Raw genomic sequence first — 23,886 nt, 5'->3', positions numbered from 1 at the left:
CTCGAATGCGGCTTTAGCTTGGCTTTGCGCCGGAAGCGGCCTGTGCCGCAGCCTGCCGCTCCATATTCTGGCGATACAGGCCGACGAAATCGACGGGATCGAGCATCAGCGGCGGGAAACCGCCGTCGCGGACCGCGGTGGCAATGATCTCGCGGGCGAACGGGAACAACAACCGCGGGCATTCGATCATGACCAGCGGATGCAGGTTCTCCTTCGGCACATTGACGATGCGGAACACGCCGGCATAGGCGAGTTCGAAGCTGAACATCACCTTTCCGGCGTTTTCAGCTTTGCCCTCGATCGAAAGCGTCACTTCGAACTCGTTTTCCGAGAGATTGTTCGCGGAAACGTTGATCTGGATGTTGATGGCCGGCTGCTGCTGTTGCGGCGCCAGCGAGGAGGGGGCGTTCGGATTCTCGAACGACAGGTCCTTGGTATACTGCGCCAGTACGTTGAGCTGGGGAGGGGCCTGCTCTTGGGGCGCGCCATTACCGTTGGTCATGAAACTTTCTCCTGAAGCGCTGCCGAGCGGAGACCGGTTGTCGTCTGAATTTCGCTCGATGGGGTGGAAATGCCTTTTCCGGGCGAGTGGCTATCATAGCCCCGCCTCGTTCCACAAGGATGACGGGCCGGTCGCGGACCCGTGAGGCCGGCGAATTGTGGCGCATATGTCTAATACAACCCGGTCAATTGCCCAATACGTGTCCTAAATAATTGAATATGCGTGATTTCCGGACACGATCGGGTTTCCCCTGGCCCCCAAACGCGCTACAATTCACCCGCGCCAAAACGCGCCATTGGCCGGGCGTAGTTTCATGCCTACATGCTGCAGTCTCAATCGATGATGCAATCTCTGCCGTTCTCAGGGAAAACTCGTAAGAGAGCTTCTCATCAGGGAACGCTCGACCGCCGGGCCCGTTGCCGGCGTTAGAACCAGAAAGCGAATACGACGTGGATATTTACACCATCATCTTCCTGGCGCTGGCGGTCTTTATTTTCCTGCGCCTGCGCAGCGTCCTCGGACAGCGCACCGGAAGCGAACGGCCGCCTTATGATCGCGCCGCTCCCAACGTCGTGCAGCGAACGCAGGACAATAACGCCGTCCCGATGCCGGGTGCGGTGATCGATCAGGCGCCGCTGGCGCCGAGCGCCGATGTCGCGCCGGCCGATCGCTGGAAAGGCATTGCCGAGCCGGGCACGCCGCTTGCCGCAGGCCTCGACGCCATTGTCGCCCAGGACTCCTCGTTCGATCCCAGGCACTTCATCTCCGGCGCCCGCGGCGCCTACGAGATGATCGTGCTGGCCTTCGCCAATGGCGACCGCCGCGCGCTGAAGGATCTCTTGTCCAGCGAGGTCTATGAGAGCTTCGAGGCCGTGATCAAGGATCGCGAGAAGCACGAGCAGAAAACCGAAACGCGGTTTGTTTCGATCGACAAGGCCGAGCTGGTGGGTGCGGAAGCCCGCGACCGCGCGGCGCAACTGACTGTTCGTTTCGTGTCGCAGATGATCTCGGTCACCCGCGACAGGACCGGCGCCATTGTCGATGGCAATCCCGATAAGGTCGCCGATATCACCGATGTCTGGACATTCGCCCGCGACACGAGCTCTCGCGATCCGAACTGGAAGCTGGTTGGCACTGGAAGCGCGGCCTGAGACGCGACGCCTTGCGAGGCTCGCGTTTGGCGTGATCGCTTTGGCGTGTTCGCTGGCTCCGGTGGATGCCCTTGCGGCACGTCATGCGCGTTCGCAAAAGCCTTCGTATCCGCCGTCCGTCCGTCACCTGCCATATCCGCCACTTGAATTGCCGTTTCAGATCAGCGGCGGCCAGTATGCCCCGGTCGCATGGTCCGGGATCGCGGGCTGGAGCGAGGACGATCATCTCGCCGCCTACAAGGCGTTTCGGGTGAGTTGCAGGCCGATATCGGCGCAACGAACGCCGCCGGCCGATCCGAAGGCGCTCGGCACTTCGCTGCGCGATCCCTGCCTCGTCGCGAGAGGCCTGGAACTGTCCGACGGACTGAAGGCAAAAGCTTTCTTCGAGGATCATTTTCTCCCCTTGCGCATTTCGCGGCTTGGCGAAGGCGAGGGTTTTGTCACCGGCTATTACGAGCCCATCGTCGACGGCTCGCGGACGGAGAACGAGGTCTACAAGGTGCCGGTCTATCGCCGGCCGTCCAATCTGTTCGTCCGCGGCACCACACAGAGCTCGGCCGGCTTGCCGAACAAGGGCCAGGTATTCCGCAAGATCGGCCGCCGCAAGCTGGTGCCCTATTACGATCGGGCCGAGATCGAGGACGGCGCGATTGAAGGCCGCGGCCTCGAAATCTGCTGGCTGAAGGAACAGACCGACCTGCTGTTCTCGCAGATCCAGGGTTCGGCGCGGGTCAGCCTCGACGACGGCTCGACCGTTCGTATCAATTACGATGCCCATAATGGCTATCCCTATACGGCGGTCGGCCGCATCCTGATCGAGCGCAACATCATCCCCAAGGATCAGATGTCGATGCAGAAGATCAGGGAGTGGATGGAGCAGAACCCCAATGAGGCCGACGAGCTGCGGCGGCAGAACAAGTCCTACGTCTTCTTCCGCGAGGTGCAGCTTTCCGACAAGGACGAGGCGGTCGGCGCCCAGGGCGTGCCGTTGACGCCGGGCCGCTCGATCGCGGTCGACAAATCGCTGCATGTCTATGGCACGCCGTTCTTCATCGAAGGCGAGCTGCCGATCGAAACGGAGCAATCGAAGACACCGTTCCGCCGCCTGATGATTGCGCAGGACACCGGCTCGGCCATCGTCGGTCCGGCGCGCGCCGATCTCTATTTCGGCGCCGGTCTCGACGCCGGCAAGGTTGCCGGCCGTCTCCGCCACAATGCGCGCTTCGTCATCCTTGTGCCGAAGAGCCTCGATCCGGTGGCGCGCGGCCGCAAGATGCCGGTACCCGACCAGCGGCCGTCGGAGACGATCGCTAAATTGTTCCCGCAAACCGATCCGCCGAAGGACCAGAAGAACGCTGCGAAGCCGCCCGAGGTCACCGCGGCGACCACCGCCAGGCCCGCGGCTCAGGCAGCACCGCCGACACCGGCAGCGGCGCCTTCGCAAATCCCGGCCGCGCAGGCTGCCGTGACAAAGCCGGTGCCGCTACCCGAGCCGCGGCCGAAGGTTGAAGCGGCCTCCGTAAAGCCGCATCAGTATCATTTGCGCCGATATCGCCATCGTCGATGAAACGCCGGCCGTCGAGTTTGATTCCCGAATTGCCGGAGCCGCCGCGACGCAAGCCCGGCCTGAGCGAAGAGGACCGCGCGCTGTGGGAGAGCGTCGCCAAGCAGGTCAAGCCGTTGCGCAAACGGCACCGCCCTTCGAAGCCGCCGGCCGTCTCGACCGAAGCCGATAGCAAAGTCGCGCCGAAACCCGCCGCTTCGCCGCGGCACGTCGCCCCGGCACGAATCGTTGCTCCTTCAAAGCCGGAACCGCCGCCATTGGCGCCGATCGGCCGCCGCGAGCGGTCGCATCTGTCGCGCGGGCGGAAGGAGATCGACGCCCGGCTCGACCTGCATGGCATGACGCAGACGAGGGCGCATCGCGCGCTGTTCGGCTTCCTGCAGCGCGCCCATCATGACGGGCTGACCTTCGTGCTCATCATCACCGGCAAGGGCAAGATCGGCGCCGAATCCGAGCGCGGCGTGCTCCGCCGCCAGGTGCCGCTATGGCTCGGCCTGCCGGAATTCCGTTCTCTGGTGGTCGGCTTCGAGGAAGCCCATATCGGCCATGGCGGCGAGGGCGCCTTGTACGTTAGGGTGCGGAGATCGAGAACTTAGATCTGTCAGAACGGCCGCACGATTCCGACTCGTGGAATCAGGGTCACGATCCAGCCGAACACCATTGTCTTCCGGTCATCGCCCGATATCGGCGGCACTTCTTTTGAAGGCAGCGTCTTCACCGCGTGCAGGATCAGGAACAGGCACACCGCCCAGTTCGAAATCCACCTCGAGTAATCGAAGATCATCGCGAACATGATGAGATAGCCGAGGCTGACGACGACGATCGCGGCAGCGACGATCCGGCGATGCGCTTCTATTGATAACGCTGCGATCAGATCGACGAAATATCGACAGAGCGGCGTGTGCAGCCAGATCAGGAGCGCAAATACGGGAATGCCGAGGAGGTTGTGCGGCAGCCGCTGCCAGGTATCCAGAACTTCCTTCGAGAGTGGCTGGTACCAGATATAGCCAAAGCTCAGCAGCTTGGTTTGCGATGGGTCGGCCATCCGGCCCTGCAGATAGACGACGAACTCCGCCTCCGGTACCGCCATCGTGCCGTAGAATTGCTCGGTGATGAAGAGCAGGCCTATGGCCGCGAGCGATGCCATGCCAACAGCGGCGTTCCGTCGGCTCACGCCCTGCACGAGGTAATGACGCAACGCCACGATGGCGGTGATCGTAGGCACGTACATCAAGAGATGAATGTGGTGGATCAACACGAGTACGATCGAGAACATCGCGGCGAGCAACACATAGGCCAGCGAACGCGCCGGAATCAGCAGCAGGCAGATCGCCAACAGGCATCCGTAAATGTCGAAGTGCCCGAGCGTGTGCATAAAATTCTTCAGGAAAAACGGTGAGCCCGCCATGAACATGAACAGCGGCAAATGCTTTTGATCAAAACCAAACGTTCGGCGGAATAACTGTACGAACAGCCCTGCCGTCACCAGCCACACCGTGCCGCTGAGCGCAAACACCAGCCACACCGGCACCTTGGCCGTGAACAGCGCGACGATCGCGCCGATCAGGGCGCGCTTGGTGAAGCCGAAATGATAATCGACCAGCAGATGGATGTAGGGGACGTAAGGCGGCAGCGTGATCTTGTGCCAGAAGACCCCGATCAGCACGGCGGCATTGACGGCAAGCATCAAGCGCCAGGGGTTTTCCCATAGCCGCAAATTCAGGTTCATCGTCGTCCCGGCCAAGCGATAGCGCGAGCCGGGATCCATAAACTACAGGCCGGCGTCACAGACGGGATAGCGGCCTCGGCGAGAGCGCACAATGAAGATTTGTGGTTGTGGGCGTAGCCCGGATTGCGCTGCGCTCCATCCGGGCTACAACGGCTACAAAATAAACCGGCTCAAATCGGCGTTCTTGGCGAGGTCGCCGACGTGCTTCTGCACGTAATCGGCATCGACCTTGATGGTCTCGCCATGACGGTCCGGCGCGGCGAATGAAATCTCGTCGAGCACCCGCTCCATCACCGTCTGCAGCCGCCGCGCACCGATGTTCTCGACCGTCGAATTGACGGCGACCGCGATATCCGCCAGCGCGTCGATGGCATCGTCGGCGATGTCGAGCGTGACGCCTTCAGTCTGCATCAGCGCGACATATTGCTTTATCAGCGAGGCCTCCGGCTCGGTCAGGATGCGGCGCATGTCGTCGCGTGTCAGCGCTTCCAGCTCGACGCGGATCGGTAGCCGCCCCTGCAATTCCGGCAACAGGTCCGAGGGCTTTGAGATATGGAACGCGCCGGAGGCGATGAACAGGATGTGGTCGGTCTTGACCGCGCCGTGCTTGGTCGAGACCGTGGTGCCTTCGATCAGCGGCAGCAGGTCGCGCTGCACGCCCTCGCGCGAAACGTCGCCGCCAGTACGGCCGTCGCGCACGCAGATCTTGTCGATCTCGTCGAGAAACACGATGCCGTTGTTTTCGACCGCGTTGATGGCTTCCAGCACCAGCTGATCGCTGTCCAGCAGCTTGTCCGATTCCTCGTTGACGAGAATCTCGTGCGAGCTTTCGACCGTCAGGCGACGGGTCTTGGTTCGTCCGCCCATCTTCCCGAAGATGTCGCCGATCGAAATCGCGCCCATCTGCGCGCCGGGCATGCCCGGGATTTCGAACATCGGCATGCCGCCGGAGGATTGCGTCTCGATCTCGATTTCCTTGTCGTTGAGCTCGCCGGCGCGCAGCTTCTTGCGGAAGGAATCGCGTGTCGCGGGGCTCGACGCCGGTCCGACCAGCGCATCCAGCACGCGTTCTTCGGCGGCCTGCTGCGCGCGGGCCTGTACGTCCTTGCGCTTGCGCTCGCGGACCTGCACGATCGCGACCTCGACGAGGTCGCGGATGATCTGCTCGACGTCGCGGCCGACATAGCCGACCTCGGTGAACTTGGTGGCCTCGACCTTGATGAAGGGCGCGTTGGCCAGCTTCGCCAGCCGCCGCGCGATCTCGGTCTTGCCGACGCCGGTCGGCCCGATCATCAGGATGTTTTTCGGCAGCACCTCTTCGCGCAAGCTGCCGGTGAGCTGCAGCCGCCGCCAGCGGTTACGCAGCGCGATCGATACCGCGCGCTTGGCGTCGGCCTGGCCGACAATGAAGCGGTCGAGTTCGGAGACGATTTCACGGGGAGAAAAGTCGGTCATACGTACATTCTTACACGGATAGGGTTGGTTGCGGGAGGCGACGCGTGAGCGTCGATGGTGCCAATTTCAATATCCCGGCCCGAAGTGGCTTCCATCCGGCGCTGAGCAACAGCACGAAAGCGCCGAGGGTCAGGATTGTGAGCGGGGTCGTTATGTCGGAAAGGCCCGCCTGGCGGATCAGAGCCCAGAAGGCACCTCCTGCATAGGCGAGGCCGGATACCAGCAGAGCGCGGCGGTCGATCAGGACCGCGACAAGGCTAAGTGCCAGAAACACAGCCACTACGGCAACAGCAGGTTTGGGTTCGAGTTTTACGCCCACGTCGAACACGCCACCAATTAATGAGTGTACGATGAGCGGCGCAGCAAGCAGATGTAGCCAGAAGGCAATATCGGTCCGGCGCGTCAGCCGTTTCGGATCCGTCATGTCAAACCCCATGGCCAAGCCAAAAATAGCGAGGCCGCAAATGAAAGCCAGGGCGCTGTACGCGCCGTGCGGTAGCTGCGGAAAAAGCCCATAAGCCAGTCCCATGACCGTGAGCAGCAACGCGCCGCACCCCGCCGCGATAGTTATGGGCACCCGAAAGCGCCAGTAGTGCAGTGCCGTCAGCAGCACGGTCATAAATGCGGCGCTCGCCAACGTCGCTGGCTCGATCCCACCAGGTCCGGAAAGCCCCCATGCAGATAGCGGAAAGCTGTATGGCCGGGCGCCCGCCCCGAGAAAGACGGCGCTGGCGGCGAAAGCGGCCCAGGCAAATACGATCAGGAGAACGATGCTTGGTAACGCCATGCGCCGCAGCCGTGTGAAGAATTCGGCGAGTAGCCAGGCTGTAACGGCGACTGCTATCCACATACCAACCGGCCCGCTGGATGACAGGGCAAAATAGCCGACCGCCCCGACGAACATGGCAAGGCCAATGGTGACAAAGATGTCGCTGAAGCCGCTGATGAAGCGAAGCTGTTCGTCGTCGGGCGAGGCGGGCAATTCCGGCGGCTCGCCGGCATTTTCCAGCGCGCGCAGGCGTTCGGCCTGTTCGGGCGTGATAATGCCGCGCTCAACGCCTTTCGCCAAAATCTCGCTTGCAATCATCGATACTGGACCTCTGGAGTTAAGTAAGCCGGATCAGGCCTGTCGCAAGCAGCCGACACAATCGTCTCTAGATAATCGGCGGTCCGCCTTGCCAAACCTTGATCGCCTCGAAGGGGTGAATCAGCATGATGATGTTGAGCGTCAGATTGTCGCGAATGTGGAGCGTCATTACGAGTTCGAACAACAGCGCCACCGCCACCGTGATGGCGACCGGAAGCCTTTTTGCCAAAAGGAAGCCGCCGATCATCGCAAGTGAATCGGAGATCGAATTGACAATGGTATCGCCAAAATAATCCAGCGAGATCGTGCCGGCGCGGTAGCGGTTGATGATCCAGTCGGAATTCTCGACCAGTTCCCAGCCGCCTTCCAGCAGCATGGCAAGGATCAGGCGGCCCTGCCAGGCGAGGCGCGGGAAGGCGAGGAAGGCCGCGCCGTAGAACAGGATGCCATGCAGGATGTGGGACAGCGTGTACCAGTCGGTAATGTGCTGCGAGTTTTCCGAACTTTGCACCACGCCGTGCCAGAGTTTGACGTAGCCGCAGGCGCAGATCGGCAGACGGCCCATCGCATACAGGATCGCGGCTTGAACTGCGAGGATGCCGGCTGCGATCAATGTCCAATGCCAGGCCGAAAGCGCGCGGATGACCGGGGCTTTTTCGATGCTGCTGGTAGAGGTCATGCGTTGCGGACCATCAATAAAGCGGGGCCATCAGGTGTATCGACCATACCAGCTTTTTCAAAGCCCGCTTTCTCGTAGGCACGAACGGCCCGGGTGTTGGCTGGATCGGGATCGGTGACAATGCGCGGCGCACCATTCCGCAGGCGCTCGTCGACGAAGGCGCGAATGAACGCCGAACCATGGCCGCGCGCGATCATGTCGGACTCGCCGATGAACAGGTCGATGCCGCGGGTGCCGGGCGGATGTTCACCAAAGCCTGAATTCCAGGCGGTCAGGTCGTAGCATTGCAGATAGGCGAAATCGTTGCTCCCTGCCGAGACGATGAATTGATCCATCGCGGGTTCATCGAGATCGCCGCTGACCAGATCATATTGCTCGGACGGATCGCCCCACCATTCCCGGACATGCGGCTGCGCCAGCCACTGCCGGATTACCTGCAGATCGTCAGATGTCATCGGGCGGAAGACATAGTCCGACGCCATGACCGGCGGCTCCCCTCAGAGCGTTTCGATCGTGACGTTGCGGTTGGTGTAGACGCAGATGTCGGCGGCGATATCGAGCGCGCGGCGCACGATGCTCTCGGCGTCCTTGTCGGTATCGACCAGCGCACGCGCCGCGGCGAGCGCATAATTGCCGCCCGAGCCGATCGCCATCACGCCCGCTTCCGGCTCCAGCACGTCGCCGGTGCCGGTCAGGACCAGCGAGACGTCCTTGTCGGCGACGATCATCATCGCCTCCAGCCGGCGCAGATAGCGGTCGGTCCGCCAGTCCTTGGCAAGCTCGACCGCCGCGCGGGTCAATTGCCCGGGATACTGCTCAAGCTTGCTTTCCAGCCGCTCGAACAGGGTGAAAGCGTCGGCGGTCGCCCCGGCAAAGCCACCGATCACGTCGCCCTTGCCCAGTTTGCGGACCTTTTTGGCGTTGGCCTTGATGACGGTCTGGCCGATCGAGACCTGGCCATCGCCGCCGATCACCACCTTGCCGCCCTTGCGGACCGTCAAAATCGTCGTGCCGTGCCAGATCGGCAGGCTGTTTTCAGATGCTTGCATGAATTGCCCTCGTTCCCATCAGATTTAGGGGCTGGCGGGGAGGGTTACAATCGCGGCCGGGATTCCGGTCACCATAGGCCGAAGTTCAGCCTCCAAAAGCGTCATCCCGCAGTAGCGAAGGCGACATCCGCCTGTTAAAAGGGCCGCGTTTTCGGCCCCCAGGGCGGCCAAAGGGAAGCAGTTTTCATGCGCACAGCGTCCATCAAGCGCAAGACCAAGGAAACCGACATCGAGGTCGCGGTAAACCTCGATGGCACGGGCGTGTCCAAGGTATCGACCGGTATCGGCTTTTTCGACCATATGCTCGACCTGCTGGCCCGGCATTCCCGCATCGATATCACCGTGAAGGCCGATGGCGACCTCCATGTCGACCACCACCACACCACCGAGGACGTCGGCATCGCGCTGGGCCAGGCCGTGAAACAGGCGCTCGGCACCATGGCCGGCATCACCCGCTACGCCTCGATCCACATGCCGATGGACGAGACGCTGTCGCGCGTCGTGATCGACATTTCGGGCCGGCCGGTGCTGGTGTTCAAGGTCGATTTTCCGCGCGACAAGGTCGGTCAATTCGATACCGAGCTGGTGCGCGAATGGTTCAACGCCTTCACCATCAACGCCGGCGTGACTTTGCACGTCGAGACCTTATATGGCGAGAACAGCCATCATATCGCCGAATCCTGCTTCAAGGGTCTGGCGAGGGCGCTTCGTGCCGCGGTCGCGATCGATCCGAGCGCGGCCGGCGAAGTGCCTTCCACCAAGGGTCAGCTCGGCGGCTGATTTCTTGTTCGCGTTTTTCGTTCGCGGCGGAGAGGTTCGATGCCGGTCTACACAGTGCATGCTCCCGTAGCCAACGGCGCCGATCTCGCGGCGACCGACAAATTCGTCTTTGTCCGCGACGGCTTCCATTTCTGGGCCGCGGTTGCGAGCGTGATCTGGCTGTTGTGGCACCGGCTATGGCTGGCGCTGATCGGCTGGATCGTTCTGATGATCGCCGTCCAGTTCGGGATGTCGGCGCTGGGCGCCAGCCGTGGCACGATCTTCATGGTTGTCGTCCTGATTGCGATCCTGATGGGATTCGAAGCGCCCAGCCTGCGGCGCTGGACCCTGTCGCGGCGCAAATGGCGCCAGCTCGATATCGTGGTCGCCGCCGACGAGGAGACGGCCGAACGCCGATTCTTCGAGCGCTGGACGGCCCGGCAGCGTGGCCTGAGCAATGACCAATGGGCGGTCGATCGCGGCGCACCGCCGCCGACCCGCAACATTCCGGGCCAGCCGTTCTCCAAACCGCCGCCGCCATTGCCGCAAGGCGGGATCATCGGCCTGTTTCCAGAGCCGGGAGGGCCGCGATGAGCGTTGCGATCATCGACTACGGCTCGGGTAATCTCCACTCGGCGGCAAAAGCCTTCGAGCGGGCCGCGCGGAGCATGGAAGAGCCGCAGAAGGTCATGGTGACGCGCGATCCCGAGGCCGTTTATCGCGCCGACCGCATCGTGCTGCCCGGCGTCGGCGCCTTCGCCGATTGCCGCCGGGGCCTCGACGCCGTGGACGGCATGCTGGAAGCGATGACCGAGGCTGTGCGCGTCAAGGCGCGGCCGTTCTTCGGCATCTGCGTCGGCATGCAGCTGATGGCCACGCGCGGCAAGGAGCACGTCGTCACCGAGGGCTTCAACTGGATCGCGGGCGACGTCGAGAAGATTGCGCCGCGCGAAGAAAATTTGAAGATCCCGCACATGGGATGGAACACGCTCGATATGATCCGTGAGCACCCGGTGCTGGAGCGGCTGCCGCTCGGACCGAAGGGACGCCACGCTTATTTCGTGCACTCCTATCATCTCAATGCCTCCAACGAGGCCGATGTGCTGGCGCGCGCCGATTACGGCGGGCCGGTGACGGCGATCGTCGGCAAGGACACCGCGATCGGCACGCAGTTTCACCCTGAGAAGAGCCAACGCTTCGGCTTGGCCCTGATCTCGAATTTCCTGAAGTGGAAGCCGTGATTCTCTTTCCCGCCGTCGATCTGAAAAACGGCCAGTGCGTGCGCCTCGAGCAGGGCGACATGGCGCGCGCGACCGTGTTCAACCTCGATCCCGCGGCGCAGGCGCGGTCCTTTGCCGAGCAGGGGTTCGAATATCTGCATGTTGTCGATCTCGACGGCGCCTTTGCCGGCAAGCCGATGAACGCGCTCGCGGTCGAGGCGATGCTCAAGGCCGTCACCATGCCGGTGCAGCTCGGCGGCGGCATTCGCGATCTCAAGACCGTGGAAGCCTGGCTGGACAAGGGAATTGCCCGCGTCATCATCGGCACGGCCGCGGTGCGCGATCCCGAGCTCGTGAAGAGCGCGGCGAAAAAATTTCCCGGCCGCGTTGCTGTTGGCCTCGATGCGCGTGACGGCAAAGTTGCGGTGGAAGGCTGGGCCGAGACCTCGCAGGTGACCGCGCTCGAAATCGCACAGCGTTTTGAGGATGCCGGCGTCGCCGCCATCATCTTCACCGACATCGCACGCGACGGCCTTTTGAAGGGCCTAAACCTCGATGCGACGATTGCCCTTGCGGAGCGGATATCGATTCCCGTCATCGCGTCGGGCGGTTTCGCTTCGATCGATGACGTGAAAGCCTTGCTTGAGCCACGTGCCAAAAAGCTTGCGGGTGCGATTGCTGGCCGCGCGCTCTATGACGGCCGGCTCGATCCGACTGCGGCGTTGACGCTGATCCGCAACGCACGCGCCGCGGCGTAGAGCCATGGTCAGAACCATGGCTCTACTTTTTATTTTGATGCGTTTTCTTCACGCGAACCGGTACCCGCTTCGCTTGAAAACGCTTTGGGAGTATCGCCATGTTCAAGGTCCGCGTGATCCCCTGTCTCGACGTGAAGGACGGTCGGGTGGTCAAAGGCGTCAATTTCGTCGATCTGCGTGACGCCGGCGATCCCGTGGAAGCCGCGATTGCGTATGATGCGGCCGGCGCCGACGAATTGTGCTTCCTCGATATCACTGCTACCCACGAAAACCGCGGCACCATGCTGGATGTCGTCCGCCGCACGGCGGAAGCCTGCTTCATGCCGCTGACGGTCGGCGGCGGGGTCCGCACCATCGACGACATCAAGACGCTGCTGCGGTACGGGGCCGACAAGGTCTCGATCAATTCCGCCGCGGTCAGCAACCGGGAGTTCGTCAAGCAGGCGGCCGAAAAATTCGGCGAGCAGTGCATCGTGGTCGCGATCGACGCCAAGCGGGTCAAGCGTGCCGGCGGCGGTGAGCGCTGGGAGATATTCACCCATGGCGGGCGCAACTCCACCGGGATCGACGCCATCGAATACGCGCAGGAAGTGGTATCGCTCGGCGCCGGCGAAATCCTGCTGACGTCAATGGACCGCGACGGCACAAGGCAGGGGTTCGACCTGCCGCTGACGCAGGCCATCGCCGACAGTGTCCCTGTACCGGTCATCGCCTCCGGCGGCGTCGGCAATCTCGACCATCTGGTCGACGGCATCCGCCAGGGCCACGCCACCGCGGTGCTGGCGGCCTCGATATTCCACTTCGGCGAATTTACCATACGCCAAGCCAAGGAGCACATGGTGCGCGCCGGCCTGCCGATGCGGCTCGATCCCTGACGACTCCCCGTCACAAAAGTGCTAAGTCCCTGATCGGGACGGCGTCGCGGCCTTCGGCCGGGCGCAAGTGTTGAGTTCGGTTGATGTCGCGTTTCACGATCCATGATCTGGCCGCCACCATCGATGCACGGGCCGCATCGGGAGGAGAGGCGTCCTACACCCGCAAATTGCTCGACAAGGGCGCGGAGCACTGCGCCAAGAAACTGGGCGAGGAGGCGGTCGAGACCGTGATCGCGGCCGTCGAGGACGATCGGGACCATTTGATCGCCGAAAGCGCCGATCTGCTGTTTCACCTGCTGGTGCTTTTGAAGGCGCGCGGCGTCAAGCTCGAAGAGGTCGAGGCCGCGCTGGCGCAGCGGACGTCGATGTCCGGGCTCGAGGAAAAGGCGTCGCGCAAGCGCGACTGACCGAGAGGGCAGTTCATGGATATCCGCACCCCCGACCAGCAATACAACCCCTACCGTATCTTCACCCGCGAGCAGTGGGCGCGCTTGCGCGACGATACGCCGATGACGCTGGAGCCGGGCGAATTCGAGCGGCTGCGCTCGATGCACGATCGCCTCGACATGCAGGAGGTGGAGGACATCTACCTGCCGCTGTCGCGCCTGTTGTCGATCTATGTCGACGCCACTCACCGCCTCTATCAGGCGCAGCGCCAGTTCCTCGACATCCGCGACCGCAAGGTGCCCTACATCATCGGCGTCGCCGGCTCGGTCGCGGTCGGCAAGTCGACCACCGCGCGCGTGCTGCAGGCGCTGCTCGCGCGCTGGTCGCCGCGGCCCAAGGTCGACCTGGTGACGACAGACGGTTTTCTGTTTCCCAATGCCGTGCTCGAGCGGCAGGGGCTGATGCAGAAAAAAGGCTTTCCCGAGAGCTACGACCTGCCGATGCTGCTGTCGTTCCTCTCCGACATCAAGGCCGGCCGCCGGCCAGTGCGCGCGCCGGTCTATTCGCATCTGGTCTACGACATCGTGCCGAACCAGTGGATCGAGGTCGACCGCCCCGACATCCTGATCGTCGAGGGCGTCAACGTGCTGCAGACCGGCCGCCTGCCGCGCGACGGCAAGGCGGTGCCGGTGGTGTCCGACTTCTTCGACTTCTCGGTCTATATCGATGCCGAGGAGCCGGTGCTGCGCGAATGGTATGTGCGGCGCTTTCTCGCGCTCAGGGATACCGCGTTCCACGATCCCAAATCGTACTTCCATCGCTACGCAGTGCTCTCGGACGAGGAGGCCACGGCGACCGCGATCGCGATCTGGGAACGCACCAACCTCGCCAATCTCGAGGACAATATTCTGCCGACCCGGCCGCGCGCGACGCTGATCCTGAAAAAGCGCGCCGATCATCTGGTCGAGACGGTGGCGCTACGGCGGCTGTAGCTCCGGTCGTCCCTGCGAACGCAGGGACCCATACGCCGCGGCTTCTCTTCGGGGCAGGGTGGCTAACGACCTTCTACTTATCGCTAAATCCTGTGGTTATGGGTCCCTGCGTTCGCAGGGACGACCGCAGCTACCGCTTCGGCACAAGGCCACCTCACGCCGCGATGTGTCGTGACGCGATGAGGCCGGAGAGCGCCTCGGCGAGTTTCTCGCGGTCGAGCGGCTTGATCAAAAATCCGTCCATGCCGGCTTCGAAGCAGGCGTAGCGGTCTTCCACCAGCGTGTTGGCGGTGAGTGCGAGGATCGGCGTCCGGCCTCCCGGCTCGCCCGCCTCGAGGGTGCGAATCCGCTTGGTGGTTTCGATGCCGTTGAGCTGCGGCATCTGGATGTCCATCAGGACCAGATCGTAGGGGCTGCCTGCGGCTTTCGCCGACAGCCAGGATTCCAGCGCCTCGGCGCCGTTGGTGGTGATCACGGCGTGATGGCCGAGCCGGCCGAGCAGCGAGCGGATCAACAGCGCATTGATCTGATTGTCTTCGGCAACCAGGATCGACAGGCCCTTGGCTGACGGCGCGGCTGATGTCTCGATCGTGTCGATGGCCGGCTCCAGGCTCGGCGCGGCCACCTCCGGCGCGGTGGTCAGGCGCGCCGCGAGCGAAGCCGCGCGCAACGGCTTGACCAGATAGCCGGTGAGGGCGGAGGTGGCGGATGGCTGCAATTCCTGCCGCGTCGCCGGCGTGAACATCACGATACGCTGCGTGGCATGCAGGCGCGCAGCTTCGCCGAGCCGTTCGATATCGGCCAGCCCCAACGCGTGATCGATCAGCACGGCGTGCCAGGGCCGCTCGGGCAGCAGGGCCTCGGCGACATCGGCGTCGGAAAGCATGCAGGTCTGTCCGCCCCAGCGCTGCAGCCGCCGCGCGGTCAGCGAGGCCTCGATGCTCTGTGGCGAGACCAGCATGATCGACTGGCCGGAGAGATCGGGCGCCGCGAAGGAGATTTGTTCGCCGTCGGCGGCGGCGAGCGGGATAGACACTTCGAATGTCGCGCCGGCGCCCGGCTGGCTCTCCAGCGTGATGCGGCCGCCCATGCGCTTGACGATGCGGTCGGAGATGCTCAGGCCAAGCCCGGTGCCGCCATAGCTGCGGGCGATCTTGTCGTCGGCCTGTTCGAACTCGCGGAAGATCCGCTCGCGCGCCTCGGGCGCGATGCCGATGCCGGTGTCGCGCACCAGAAAACTGATTTCATTGGGCCAGATGCCGGGCTCGACGATCAGGGCGACGCCGCCGGTCGAGGTGAACTTGATGGCGTTGCCGGCGAGATTGAGCAGCACCTGCCGCAACCGCGCCGCGTCGCCGATCACGTGCATCGGCAGCCGCTCGTCGACATAGGCGGCGATCTCGATTTTCTTGGCCTCCGCGCGCGGCGCCAGCAATTCGGTGATGTCCTCGATCATCCCCGACAGCGCGAACGGACGATGTTCGAGATCGATCTTGCCGGCCTCGATCTTGGAGTAATCCAGCAGCTCCTCGATCAGCGAGAGCAGCGCGTCGCCGGAAGTCTTCACCGCCTTGACATAGGTCGCCTGTTCCGGCGTCAGCGGCGTGTCCATCAACAGCCCGCTCATGCCGATGATGCCGTTGAGCGGCGTGCGGATCTCATGGCTCGCCATCGCGAGGAAGCGCGACTTGGCGCGGCTTGCCGCATCGGCCTGGTCGCGGGCCTCGGCCAGCGCCCGCTCGCTTTCGGTGCGATCGGTGACGTCGCGGCCGACGCTTTGCATTTCCGCCGGCCCCCCGGCGTCGTTGCGGACGAGGCCTTCGCGCCATGCGATCCAGCGCGGGCCGAGCGGACCCGTGACCTGCTGGTCGTGAACGCGGGTGCCGTTCGGTTCGAGCGCGGCGTCGCCCTGTTCGAGGACTTCAAGCGTGAAGCGCGTGCCGATCAGCGCGTCGCGCGGCATTTGTGCGAGTTCGCAATAGGCATCGTTGGCATAGGTGATGCAGCCCTCGGCGTCGCGCAGCACGATCAGATCGCCCTGCGATTCGAACAAGCGGCGGGCGCGCTGCTCGGCTTCCTGCAATTCCCAGTTCCGGTCGGCCAGCGCTTCATTGTGCAGGGCGACCTTGCGCATTTTCTTGCGCATCAGGCGGAGCCGGACGCTGAAAGTGGCGAGCGCGACGCAGGCGATCGCAAACAGGAAAGCGACGCCGATCGCAAAGGCGTGCGGGTCATAGCCGGAATTCTCCGCCTTGCTTCCGGTAATGAATCCATAGGCGGCGCCGAACACGATCGAGAAGATCATGAAGGAGCGCAGCGTGAGGGTCAGCCAGGGATGCCGGCGACCGAAACGGCGAAAGCGAAGTTTGATCCGGAAAGTCCGTCCCATCGCCAATGACCCTGAGATTGCTGCCTGAACTGAACCGGCCTGCTTCGCCGCCCCTCTGGGCACACGATGCGTTGCCGACGTTGCAAAGTGCTTGAGGCTCCCAGCGCGCAACGGCCGCGATGAGAACAGGGTAAATGAAACCTTAACCGAGCATAGTCCGGAAAAGTGGAAACCGGTTTTCCGAAAAGACCATGCTCAAACCTTAAAGTAACGCCGCTTCGACGCGGCGGCGCTCGCCGCGGGCGCCGACGATCAGGGCTGCGGCATCGAGCAGCGAAAGGCTCTTCGAGGACACGAAGATCCGGTAGTCGGCCGGGCCATCCCGCGAAAGATAGATGACGGGATCGGAGGGCGAGGGATTGCGGGAGATCGCGACCAGCCGCGGCGGGGCGTTGCTCTCGCAGGCGCCGGCTTCGGCCGTATCGATGTCGTCGATCACGGTGAAGTCGGCCGCTTCCGCGTCGTCGGAGATCTGGACCCGCACCGTCGCATGGGAGGGGTCGTCGGTGAAGGCGACGTTGTGGTGCGCCTGCCAGGAGAGAGCGGCGATCTGGACGGACGTACCCGCTATCTCGATGCAGGCCCTGGGTCCTGCCAAAAACTCGCCGCGCGCGAACAGGGCGGCAATCGCCAGCGGAACAACCGAGGCCAGTATCTTCAAACGCAACATGACACGCTACCCGCTCACCATACGCCCGCGACAGGGGCTTATGGTTGGCAGAGGGTAAAGGAAACTAGTTACCGCGGTGTTGACGTTGGTTGTTTTTGTTGGCTCGGCACCCTCAGTGCGAGTGTCGCGTGAGCGGATTTCGTAGGATGGGTAGAGCGAAGCGAAACCCATCAATGTCCGGGGCGGTGTTGGAGTGGTCCCGGATGTCGCTTCGCTCATCCGGGCTACGAACTATCCGCGTCATTGCGAGCGTGAGCGAAGCAATCCATGCCTCAACGCGGGGATAGATGGATTGCTTCGTCGCTTTGCTCCTTTGCGCAAACGCTTCGCGCTTGTCGCAGGCAATGACGGAGCTAATCGCTCAATGCTTGCCGCGCGTTACCGCTCCGATCCGGTCGTTGCGAGATATCGCACCAGCTCATCGCGCGGATTGGCGCGAAAACTCTGGCGGTCCCGCAGTTCGGGCGGAGTCCGCCAGCCCGGCTCGATGCCGGTCATGTCGGGCAGTTCATGCGCGATGCCCTTGTGGCAGTCGATGCAGGTCTTTTCGCCGGGGACCAGAAATCTGGCATGGATTTCCGCCGCACGTCGCGTCTGCTTGGTGAAGTCCATCGCCGCCGAGGAATGGCAGTTGCGGCATTCCAGGGAATCATTTGCCTTTAGTCTCGCCCACTCGTGCTTGGCGAGTTCGAGCCGGTGATCCAAGAACTTCTCTCTTGTATCGATCGTGCCGAAAATCTTGCCCCAGACTTCCTTTGATGCCTGCATCTTGCGGGCGATCTTGTCAGTCCAGTTGTGCGGAACGTGGCAGTCGGGGCATGTCGCGCGGACTCCCGAGCGATTGGAGAAATGGGGGGTGCGCTGCAATTCCTCGAACACGTTGGCGCGCATTTCGTGACACGAGGTGCAGAACTTTTCGGTGTTGGTGATCTCAAGTGCGGTGTTGAAGGCGCCCCAGAACAGCACGCCGCAGACGAAGCCGCCGAGTGCGAGAAAGCCGAGACTCAAATGCGCGCTTGGGTGGCTGGCTATGCGCCAGAACCAGATCAGGAGTGACTTGAGCCGCTGCATCGACGGTTCTCACTTCTTCTCGGAACCGACGAGGAGCATGTCCTTGAACGCGTTGGGGACGAGCGGCCGTGCATCAGTCTGCTGGACATGGCACGCCGTGCAGAAGTATCGCCGCGGCGTGACGTCGGCTAGGACCTGTCCGTCGCGGTCCATGAAGTGCGTGACACTGATCATCGGCGCACCCGAGCCCTCAGTGTACTGTCGGCGGTGACAGTCGAGGCAGCGATTGGTCTTGAGCGTGAGTTGATAATTGTCGATGGAGTGCGGGATGATCGGCGGCTGTTCCGGATAATTGCGCATCAGCCGCTTGTCATCGACGATCGGTCGCGCCAGGGGCGGCGTTCGCACATCTCCCATAGGCGCTGCGGCGCCGGTAACCCGCGGCACGATCTGGGGGGCGGTTTGCGCGTAGATCGCGCCGCAGGCGAACACCAGCAGGCCGCCGAGCAGGGCGCCTGCTATGGGACTTCGAAATCTCTTCAGACCGGGATGATCTTGACCGCGCATTTCTTGAAGTCCGCCTGCTTGGAAATGGGATCCGTTGCGTCCAGCGTCACCTTGTTGATGAGTTGGCTGGCGTCGAACCACGGAACGAAGACGACGCCGCGCGGCATCCGGTTGCGTCCTTTTGTATCCACCCGGGTTCGGATTTCACCGCGCCGCGACACCACCCGGACCTCGGCGCCCTGATTGATGCCTCTGGAGCGCGCATCCTCCGCATGCATGAAAACCTTGGCGCCGGGAAATGCCTTGTAGAGTTCCGGCACGCGCATGGTCATGGACCCCGAGTGCCAATGTTCGAGCACGCGACCGGTGACCAGCCAGATATCGAATTCCTTGTCCGGAGATTCCGCCGGCGGCTCATAGGGCACCGCAATGATCCTGGCGCGCCCGTCCTTGTTGCCGTAGAAGTCGACGCCCTTGCCCGGCTTGACGTAGGGATCCAGGCCTTCCCGATAACGCCACTTGGTTTCCTTGCCGTTGACGACGGGCCATCGCAGGCCCCGTACCTCGTGATAGGCGTCGAAGGGCGCAAGGTCGTGTCCATGACCGCGGCCGAATTCGGCGTATTCCTCGAACAGACCCTTTTGCACGTAGAACCCGAAGGCCTTGGCCTCCTGGTTTTCGTACTCGGCGGGGATTTCAGTGGTTGCGTACTTGTCGACCTTGCCGTTCCGGAACAACGCGTCGAACAACGTCTTGCCGCTATAGCTGGGGTTGGCATCCAGAAGCTGCGCCGGCCACACTTCGTCGGTGGTGAAGCGCTTCGAGAATTCCATCATCTGCCAAAGGTCGGAGCGTGCCTCCCCTGGCGCGTCGACGAGCTGCCGCCACACATGGGTGCGTCGCTCCGCGTTGCCATACATGCCTTCCTTTTCGACCCACATCGCCGCGGGAAGAACGAGATCGGCGGCCATCGCGGTGACGGTAGGATAGGCGTCGGAGACGACGATGAAGTTTTCCGGATTCCGGTAACCCGGATAGGTCTCGCGCGAACTGTTCGGCGCGGCCTGCAGGTTGTTGTTGACCTGGATCCAGTAGAAATTCAGCTTGCCGTCGCGAAGCATCCGGTCATGTTCGACCGCGTGGTAACCCGGCTTGTCCGGAATGATGCCGTGCGGGACGCGCCAGATTTCCTCGGTGTGCTTGCGGTGCTCCGGATTGGTGACGGTCATATCGGCAGGCAGACGATGCGCGAAGGTGCCGACTTCGCGGGCGGTGCCGCAGGCGGATGGCTGCCCCGTCAGCGAGAACGGCGAATTGCCGGGCTCGGAAATCTTTCCCGTCAGCAGATGCAGATTGTAGATGAGCTGATTGGCCCACACGCCTCGAACGTGCTGGTTGAAGCCCATCGTCCACAGCGACATCACCTTGCGCTTCGGATCGGCATAGAGCTCGGCGAGCTCCTGCAGGAAGCCGCGTTCGACGCCTGTAAGTTCGGATACCTTCTCGAGTGTGTAATCCTTCACGAAGGCTGCGTACGCGTCAAAGTCAATCGGCTCGGTGGCGCCGGCCGTTGCCGCGCCCTTGGCTTTGACTTCGAGCGGATGGTCCGGGCGCAAACCGTAACCGATGTCGACCGTGCCTTTCACGAAGGTGGTGTGGTTCCTGACGAAGTCCTGGTTGACCCGTCCGGTCGTGATGATGTGGTTGGCGATGTAGTTCAGGATCGCCAGATCCGTGCCCGGTTTGAACACGATCGGGATGTCGGCGAGATCGGAGCTTCGGTTGGTGAACGTCGAGAGAACTGCCACCTTGACATGCGGATGGCTCAATCGCCGGTCGGTAAGTCGCGTCCACAGGATCGGATGCATCTCGGCCATGTTCGAGCCCCACAGCACGAAGGCATCAGCCGCTTCGAAATCGTCGTAGCAACCCATCGGCTCGTCCATGCCAAAGGTGCGCATGAACGCGTAGGCCGCCGACGCCATGCAGTGGCGGGCGTTGGGATCGAGATTGTTGGAGCGAAAGCCGGCCCGCATCAGCTTGGTGGCGGCGTAGCCCTCGTAGGCGGTCCATTGCCCAGAGCCGAGCATGCCGAGCGCCGTCGGGCCCTTCTCGTTCAGCACCGCCTTGGCGCGGGCGGCCATCACGTCGAAGGCCTCGTCCCACGAAACCGGCGTCAGTTCGCCGTTCTTGTCGAAGACGCCGCCCTTCTTGCGCAGCAGCGGCGTGGTCAGGCGGTCGGCGCCGTACATGATCTTGGAGAGGAAATACCCCTTGATGCAGTTCAGTCCGCGATTGACCTCGGCGAGCGTATCGCCGTGGGTGGCGACGACCTTGCCGGCCTTGACGCCGACCATCACCCCGCATCCGGTGCCGCAAAAGCGACAAGGCGCCTTCGACCATTTGATCTCCAGCGATCCGATGCCGCCTGCCACCGGCTGCGCGGCTGCGGGAACGGCGATGCCGGCAGCCGCGGCGGCGACGGCTGCGGCCTGCGCCTTCAACAATTCGCGTCGCGAGAGTGACATGCTCTAGTCTCCGATATCGGCCAGGCTCTCGATCTGCTCGAACACCATGTTGGCTGATAGAACACCTTGCCAGGATGCGATCTCGGCGAGACGGCAGCCGAGAATTCCGCTCTCAGTCGCTTCCATCACGATCACGATCTTGGACGCATCGCGTTGATGTATCTCTACGTCGGGAAGTGCGGCGAGCGTGCGCAACACCTCGTCACGGCGTTCCGGCAACACGGAGACGACCGCGCTCGAAATGTGAATGGTGGCCTCCGCGGTCATGAAGCGTCTCCATGGCGCGCGGCACCCAGCGTGATGGCCTCGCCCGGACATGCGCCGACACATTCGCCGCATCCGATGCAGGCGGCTTCGTTGACGATGGCCTGGGGCGGCAATCCAATGCGGGGACGAAAACGAATGGCTGACTCAGGACAGGCATCGCCGCAGGAGCGGCAGACGATACCGGCTTCGGCGAGGCAGTCGTTGTTGATGATGGCGACTGGTCTGGAGAGGAGCTGACCGCGAAACAGCGCGCGGCGTGAGGGGCCCGGGCCTTTCATGGTGGCTTCATCCCCCCGGCGGGCCGGGCGGTCCCAGGATCAACTGGAACATCCAGATCAGAAAGCCATACCCGCCGACCACGCCGACGGCGACCACCGGCCAGATGAAAGCGACGATGATGGCGAATACGAAAAATTCCGCACGCCGGCCGATCGCAGGAGCAGCCCCATGCAACGGCGGGGCATCATGTCTGCCAGACGTGTCGCTCATACAACGACCTGCTACTTCGGAATGGGACATTGTTGAGCCGGCCGCACGCTCCCGTGCTGTACCAGTCAACCTGTCATCTGCAATCGGAGGGAACGCGCCCCGCCTGCGCCATTGCAGGAAATATCATTGCGCACGAGCAGCATAGTCGTGCCCGGGAAATCCTTCATTGATGTGGATCAAACAAAGAAGGACAAACGCTTGGATCATTTGATGATCTTTCGACATCCCTTGCGCCAGGCAGGGACAGTGCGATGCACTTATGCCGCCCGGCGCAGATCTTCCGCGAGTGCGCGATAGGACAACGCTTCGGCCAGATGAAGCCGGCCGATCTTTTGCGCGCCGTCGAGATCGGCGAGCGTGCGGGCGACGCGCAGCACGCGGTGATAGCCGCGCGCGGTGAGCTTCATGGTCTCGGCGGCGTCGCGCAAAAGTTTTTGCCCCTGCGCATCCGGCTGCGCGATCGTTTCCAGCAGCGAAGCCGGCGCTTCGGCGTTGGTGCGGATATGCGGCAGGCCGGCCGCCGCATAGCGCGCGAGCTGGAGGTCGCGGGCGGCCGCCACGCGGGCGGCGACTTCCGCGGAGCCTTCGGAAGGCGGCGGCAGGATCAGGTCGGCGGCGGTCACCGCCGGCACCTCGATGCGCAGGTCGATGCGATCCATCAGCGGACCGGAGATCCGCATCTGGTAATCTGCGGTGCAGCGCTCGACCGGGGCGCGCCTGCAGGAATAGCCGGGTTCATAGGCATGGCCGCAGCGGCAGGGGTTCATCGCCGCGACCAGCATGAAGCGCGCAGGGTAGGTGACGCGGTGATTGGCGCGGGACACCGAGACTTCGCCGTTCTCCAGCGGCTGGCGCAGCGAGTCCAGCACGCGCGCGTCGAATTCCGGCAATTCGTCGAGAAACAGCACGCCCTGATGCGAAAGCGAAATCTCGCCGGGCTTGGCGCGCATGCCGCCGCCGGTGAGCGCCGCCATGCTGGCGGAATGATGGGGCGCGCGAAACGGCCGCCGCGCGGTCAGCGCGCCGTCGCGGATTTCGCCGGCGACGGAGGCGATCATCGAGACTTCCAGCAGTTCAGATGGCGACAGCGGCGGCAGGATCGACGGCAGCCGCGCCGCCAGCATCGATTTGCCGGCGCCGGGCGAGCCGATCATCAGCAGATGATGTCCGCCGGCTGCCGCGATCTCCAGCGCGCGTTTGGCGCTTTCCTGGCCCTTGATGTCGCGCAAATCGAGATGCGTCGCCTCCGGCTCGTGCACTTTCGGCTGCGGGCGCGACAGCACCTGCGTGCCTTTAAAATGGTTGGCGATCTGGATGAGCGATTTTGCCGCGATGATCTGGATATCGGGGCTCGCCCAGGCGGCCTCCGTGCCGCACGCCGCCGGACAGATCAAGCCTTCCTCGCGCGCATTCGCCCCGATCGCGGCCGGCAATACACCGGCGACGGGGGCGATCGAGCCATCGAGCCCGAGCTCGCCGAGTACGGTAAAGCCGTTGAGTGCATCCGGCGGGATCGCGCCGATCGCAGCCATCAGGCCGAGCGCGATCGGCAGATCGTAATGGCTGCCTTCCTTCGGCAGGTCGGCCGGCGCGAGGTTGACGATGATCCGGCGCGCCGGCAGCGCCAGCCCCGAGGCGATCAGCGCCGAGCGCACCCGTTCCCGCGCCTCCGACACCGCCTTGTCCGGAAGACCCACGATCGCAAACGCCGGCAAGCCGGGCGCGACCTGCACCTGCACGTCGACCGCCCGCGCCTCGATGCCCTCAAACGCTACGGTAGAAACCCGCGCAACCATGCCTGCCCCTTGTTCCACAATC

At 63.2% G+C, this 23,886-nt stretch carries 26 protein-coding genes; 10 read left to right on the top strand and 16 right to left on the bottom strand.

What is annotated here, in order from left to right; genetic code table 11:
* Positions 1–13: 13 nt before the first annotated feature.
* A complete protein-coding gene (secB, locus tag C7G61_RS28745; protein WP_108520075.1) occupies positions 14–502 on the bottom strand; it encodes a protein-export chaperone SecB in 489 nt (162 codons plus the stop codon).
* A 449-nt stretch (positions 503–951) separates the two neighbouring features.
* On the opposite strand from secB, the gene C7G61_RS28740 reads away from it, so the two are divergent.
* From C7G61_RS28740 to C7G61_RS28730, 3 genes are read left to right on the top strand one after another with little or no spacing between them, the layout of a single operon-like run.
* Positions 952–1,653: a Tim44/TimA family putative adaptor protein gene (locus tag C7G61_RS28740; protein ID WP_108520073.1), complete on the top strand. Its 702-nt coding sequence runs from the start codon at positions 952–954 to the stop codon at positions 1,651–1,653.
* Positions 1,631–3,220 carry a murein transglycosylase A gene (mltA, locus tag C7G61_RS28735; RefSeq protein WP_244608516.1) on the top strand — a complete coding sequence of 530 codons (1,590 nt, stop codon included), beginning with the start codon at positions 1,631–1,633 and terminating at the stop codon, positions 3,218–3,220. The genes C7G61_RS28740 and mltA overlap by 23 nt, the downstream gene beginning before the upstream one ends.
* Positions 3,217–3,813: a Smr/MutS family protein gene (locus tag C7G61_RS28730; RefSeq protein ID WP_108520069.1), complete on the top strand. Its 597-nt coding sequence runs from the start codon at positions 3,217–3,219 to the stop codon at positions 3,811–3,813. The genes mltA and C7G61_RS28730 overlap by 4 nt, the downstream gene beginning before the upstream one ends.
* 5 nt (positions 3,814–3,818) lie before the next feature.
* On the opposite strand, the gene C7G61_RS28725 is transcribed toward C7G61_RS28730, so the two are convergent.
* The 6 genes from C7G61_RS28725 to hslV form a co-directional block, all read right to left on the bottom strand.
* Positions 3,819–4,940, bottom strand: coding sequence for a hypothetical protein (locus tag C7G61_RS28725; RefSeq protein WP_108520247.1), 1,122 nt, complete (start codon positions 4,938–4,940; stop codon positions 3,819–3,821).
* Positions 4,941–5,099: 159 nt separating this feature from the next.
* A complete protein-coding gene (hslU, locus tag C7G61_RS28720; RefSeq protein ID WP_108520067.1) occupies positions 5,100–6,401 on the bottom strand; it encodes an ATP-dependent protease ATPase subunit HslU in 1,302 nt (433 codons plus the stop codon).
* A gap of 10 nt (positions 6,402–6,411) precedes the next feature.
* Positions 6,412–7,488 carry a hypothetical protein gene (locus C7G61_RS28715; RefSeq protein WP_108520065.1) on the bottom strand — a complete coding sequence of 359 codons (1,077 nt, stop codon included), beginning with the start codon at positions 7,486–7,488 and terminating at the stop codon, positions 6,412–6,414.
* 67 nt (positions 7,489–7,555) lie between these two features.
* Positions 7,556–8,167 (bottom strand): DUF2585 domain-containing protein, encoded by a 612-nt coding sequence (locus C7G61_RS28710; protein WP_108520063.1) that lies wholly within the window; start codon positions 8,165–8,167, stop codon positions 7,556–7,558.
* Positions 8,164–8,649, bottom strand: coding sequence for a GNAT family N-acetyltransferase (locus C7G61_RS28705; RefSeq protein WP_108520061.1), 486 nt, complete (start codon positions 8,647–8,649; stop codon positions 8,164–8,166). The genes C7G61_RS28710 and C7G61_RS28705 overlap by 4 nt, the downstream gene beginning before the upstream one ends.
* 15 nt (positions 8,650–8,664) lie before the next feature.
* Positions 8,665–9,216 carry an ATP-dependent protease subunit HslV gene (hslV, locus tag C7G61_RS28700; RefSeq protein ID WP_108520059.1) on the bottom strand — a complete coding sequence of 184 codons (552 nt, stop codon included), beginning with the start codon at positions 9,214–9,216 and terminating at the stop codon, positions 8,665–8,667.
* A 186-nt stretch (positions 9,217–9,402) separates the two neighbouring features.
* Here hslV and hisB point away from each other — a divergent pair, with 186 nt between their 5' ends.
* The 7 genes from hisB (at position 9,403) to coaA (ending at position 14,207) form a co-directional block, all read left to right on the top strand.
* A complete protein-coding gene (gene hisB / locus C7G61_RS28695; RefSeq protein WP_108520057.1) occupies positions 9,403–9,996 on the top strand; it encodes an imidazoleglycerol-phosphate dehydratase HisB in 594 nt (197 codons plus the stop codon).
* Between the two features lie 39 nt (positions 9,997–10,035).
* Positions 10,036–10,569: a DUF2628 domain-containing protein gene (locus C7G61_RS28690; protein WP_108520055.1), complete on the top strand. Its 534-nt coding sequence runs from the start codon at positions 10,036–10,038 to the stop codon at positions 10,567–10,569.
* Positions 10,566–11,216, top strand: coding sequence for an imidazole glycerol phosphate synthase subunit HisH (gene hisH, locus C7G61_RS28685; protein ID WP_108520053.1), 651 nt, complete (start codon positions 10,566–10,568; stop codon positions 11,214–11,216). Before C7G61_RS28690 ends, hisH begins: the two co-directional genes overlap by 4 nt.
* The gene (hisA, locus tag C7G61_RS28680; protein ID WP_190242012.1) at positions 11,204–11,953 is read left to right on the top strand and encodes a 1-(5-phosphoribosyl)-5-[(5-phosphoribosylamino)methylideneamino]imidazole-4-carboxamide isomerase; all 750 of its coding nucleotides are present in this window, start codon (positions 11,204–11,206) and stop codon (positions 11,951–11,953) included. Before hisH ends, hisA begins: the two co-directional genes overlap by 13 nt.
* 98 nt (positions 11,954–12,051) lie before the next feature.
* Positions 12,052–12,828, top strand: coding sequence for an imidazole glycerol phosphate synthase subunit HisF (hisF, locus tag C7G61_RS28675; RefSeq protein ID WP_108520051.1), 777 nt, complete (start codon positions 12,052–12,054; stop codon positions 12,826–12,828).
* A gap of 83 nt (positions 12,829–12,911) precedes the next feature.
* Positions 12,912–13,235 carry a phosphoribosyl-ATP diphosphatase gene (locus tag C7G61_RS28670; protein ID WP_108520049.1) on the top strand — a complete coding sequence of 108 codons (324 nt, stop codon included), beginning with the start codon at positions 12,912–12,914 and terminating at the stop codon, positions 13,233–13,235.
* A gap of 15 nt (positions 13,236–13,250) precedes the next feature.
* Positions 13,251–14,207: a type I pantothenate kinase gene (gene coaA / locus C7G61_RS28665; protein WP_108520047.1), complete on the top strand. Its 957-nt coding sequence runs from the start codon at positions 13,251–13,253 to the stop codon at positions 14,205–14,207.
* Between the two features lie 154 nt (positions 14,208–14,361).
* On the opposite strand, the gene C7G61_RS28660 is transcribed toward coaA, so the two are convergent.
* From C7G61_RS28660 to C7G61_RS28620, 9 genes are all read right to left on the bottom strand, one after another.
* Positions 14,362–16,596 (bottom strand): PAS domain-containing hybrid sensor histidine kinase/response regulator, encoded by a 2,235-nt coding sequence (locus C7G61_RS28660; RefSeq protein WP_108520046.1) that lies wholly within the window; start codon positions 16,594–16,596, stop codon positions 14,362–14,364.
* Between the two features lie 202 nt (positions 16,597–16,798).
* Positions 16,799–17,266 (bottom strand): hypothetical protein, encoded by a 468-nt coding sequence (locus C7G61_RS28655; RefSeq protein WP_190242011.1) that lies wholly within the window; start codon positions 17,264–17,266, stop codon positions 16,799–16,801.
* 378 nt (positions 17,267–17,644) lie between these two features.
* Positions 17,645–18,337: a cytochrome c3 family protein gene (locus C7G61_RS28650; RefSeq protein WP_108520045.1), complete on the bottom strand. Its 693-nt coding sequence runs from the start codon at positions 18,335–18,337 to the stop codon at positions 17,645–17,647.
* Between the two features lie 9 nt (positions 18,338–18,346).
* Complete coding sequence (locus C7G61_RS28645; protein WP_108520044.1) at positions 18,347–18,844, bottom strand: nitrate reductase cytochrome c-type subunit; 498 nt, start codon at positions 18,842–18,844, stop codon at positions 18,347–18,349.
* Entirely contained in the window at positions 18,817–21,312 is a 2,496-nt protein-coding gene (gene napA, locus C7G61_RS28640) for a periplasmic nitrate reductase subunit alpha (RefSeq protein ID WP_108520043.1), read from the bottom strand. The genes C7G61_RS28645 and napA overlap by 28 nt, the downstream gene beginning before the upstream one ends.
* A 3-nt stretch (positions 21,313–21,315) precedes the next feature.
* The gene (locus C7G61_RS28635) at positions 21,316–21,579 is read right to left on the bottom strand and encodes a chaperone NapD (RefSeq protein ID WP_108520042.1); all 264 of its coding nucleotides are present in this window, start codon (positions 21,577–21,579) and stop codon (positions 21,316–21,318) included.
* Positions 21,576–21,857 (bottom strand): 4Fe-4S dicluster domain-containing protein, encoded by a 282-nt coding sequence (locus tag C7G61_RS28630; RefSeq protein ID WP_108520041.1) that lies wholly within the window; start codon positions 21,855–21,857, stop codon positions 21,576–21,578. The genes C7G61_RS28635 and C7G61_RS28630 overlap by 4 nt, the downstream gene beginning before the upstream one ends.
* Positions 21,858–21,864: 7 nt before the next feature.
* Entirely contained in the window at positions 21,865–22,068 is a 204-nt protein-coding gene (locus C7G61_RS28625; protein WP_108520040.1) for a nitrate reductase, read from the bottom strand.
* A gap of 257 nt (positions 22,069–22,325) precedes the next feature.
* The gene (locus C7G61_RS28620) at positions 22,326–23,864 is read right to left on the bottom strand and encodes a YifB family Mg chelatase-like AAA ATPase (RefSeq protein WP_108520039.1); all 1,539 of its coding nucleotides are present in this window, start codon (positions 23,862–23,864) and stop codon (positions 22,326–22,328) included.
* Between the last annotated feature and the right edge of the window lie 22 nt (positions 23,865–23,886).

The sequence above is a fragment of the Bradyrhizobium algeriense genome (assembly GCF_003062295.1).
Taxonomy (GTDB): domain Bacteria; phylum Pseudomonadota; class Alphaproteobacteria; order Rhizobiales; family Xanthobacteraceae; genus Bradyrhizobium; species Bradyrhizobium algeriense.
Note: the sequence above shows the minus strand (reverse complement) of the source record. Positions and strands in the feature narration are given on the sequence as shown.

Coding starts and splice junctions, on each gene's coding strand:
- C7G61_RS28650 (WP_108520045.1), bottom strand. CDS start 18,337: ATGCAGCGGCTCAAGTCACTCCTGATCTGGTTCTGGCGCATAGCCAGC.
- hisF (WP_108520051.1), top strand. CDS start 12,052: ATGTTCAAGGTCCGCGTGATCCCCTGTCTCGACGTGAAGGACGGTCGG.
- hslU (WP_108520067.1), bottom strand. CDS start 6,401: ATGACCGACTTTTCTCCCCGTGAAATCGTCTCCGAACTCGACCGCTTC.
- C7G61_RS28705 (WP_108520061.1), bottom strand. CDS start 8,649: ATGGCGTCGGACTATGTCTTCCGCCCGATGACATCTGACGATCTGCAG.
- secB (WP_108520075.1), bottom strand. CDS start 502: ATGACCAACGGTAATGGCGCGCCCCAAGAGCAGGCCCCTCCCCAGCTC.
- coaA (WP_108520047.1), top strand. CDS start 13,251: ATGGATATCCGCACCCCCGACCAGCAATACAACCCCTACCGTATCTTC.
- C7G61_RS28620 (WP_108520039.1), bottom strand. CDS start 23,864: ATGGTTGCGCGGGTTTCTACCGTAGCGTTTGAGGGCATCGAGGCGCGG.
- C7G61_RS28710 (WP_108520063.1), bottom strand. CDS start 8,167: ATGACCTCTACCAGCAGCATCGAAAAAGCCCCGGTCATCCGCGCGCTT.
- C7G61_RS28655 (WP_190242011.1), bottom strand. CDS start 17,266: ATGTTGCGTTTGAAGATACTGGCCTCGGTTGTTCCGCTGGCGATTGCC.
- C7G61_RS28630 (WP_108520041.1), bottom strand. CDS start 21,857: ATGAAAGGCCCGGGCCCCTCACGCCGCGCGCTGTTTCGCGGTCAGCTC.
- C7G61_RS28645 (WP_108520044.1), bottom strand. CDS start 18,844: ATGCGCGGTCAAGATCATCCCGGTCTGAAGAGATTTCGAAGTCCCATA.
- hslV (WP_108520059.1), bottom strand. CDS start 9,216: ATGCAAGCATCTGAAAACAGCCTGCCGATCTGGCACGGCACGACGATT.
- C7G61_RS28625 (WP_108520040.1), bottom strand. CDS start 22,068: ATGAGCGACACGTCTGGCAGACATGATGCCCCGCCGTTGCATGGGGCT.
- hisH (WP_108520053.1), top strand. CDS start 10,566: ATGAGCGTTGCGATCATCGACTACGGCTCGGGTAATCTCCACTCGGCG.
- napA (WP_108520043.1), bottom strand. CDS start 21,312: ATGTCACTCTCGCGACGCGAATTGTTGAAGGCGCAGGCCGCAGCCGTC.
- hisB (WP_108520057.1), top strand. CDS start 9,403: ATGCGCACAGCGTCCATCAAGCGCAAGACCAAGGAAACCGACATCGAG.
- C7G61_RS28670 (WP_108520049.1), top strand. CDS start 12,912: ATGTCGCGTTTCACGATCCATGATCTGGCCGCCACCATCGATGCACGG.
- C7G61_RS28635 (WP_108520042.1), bottom strand. CDS start 21,579: ATGACCGCGGAGGCCACCATTCACATTTCGAGCGCGGTCGTCTCCGTG.
- C7G61_RS28690 (WP_108520055.1), top strand. CDS start 10,036: ATGCCGGTCTACACAGTGCATGCTCCCGTAGCCAACGGCGCCGATCTC.
- C7G61_RS28730 (WP_108520069.1), top strand. CDS start 3,217: ATGAAACGCCGGCCGTCGAGTTTGATTCCCGAATTGCCGGAGCCGCCG.
- C7G61_RS28715 (WP_108520065.1), bottom strand. CDS start 7,488: ATGATTGCAAGCGAGATTTTGGCGAAAGGCGTTGAGCGCGGCATTATC.
- C7G61_RS28660 (WP_108520046.1), bottom strand. CDS start 16,596: ATGGGACGGACTTTCCGGATCAAACTTCGCTTTCGCCGTTTCGGTCGC.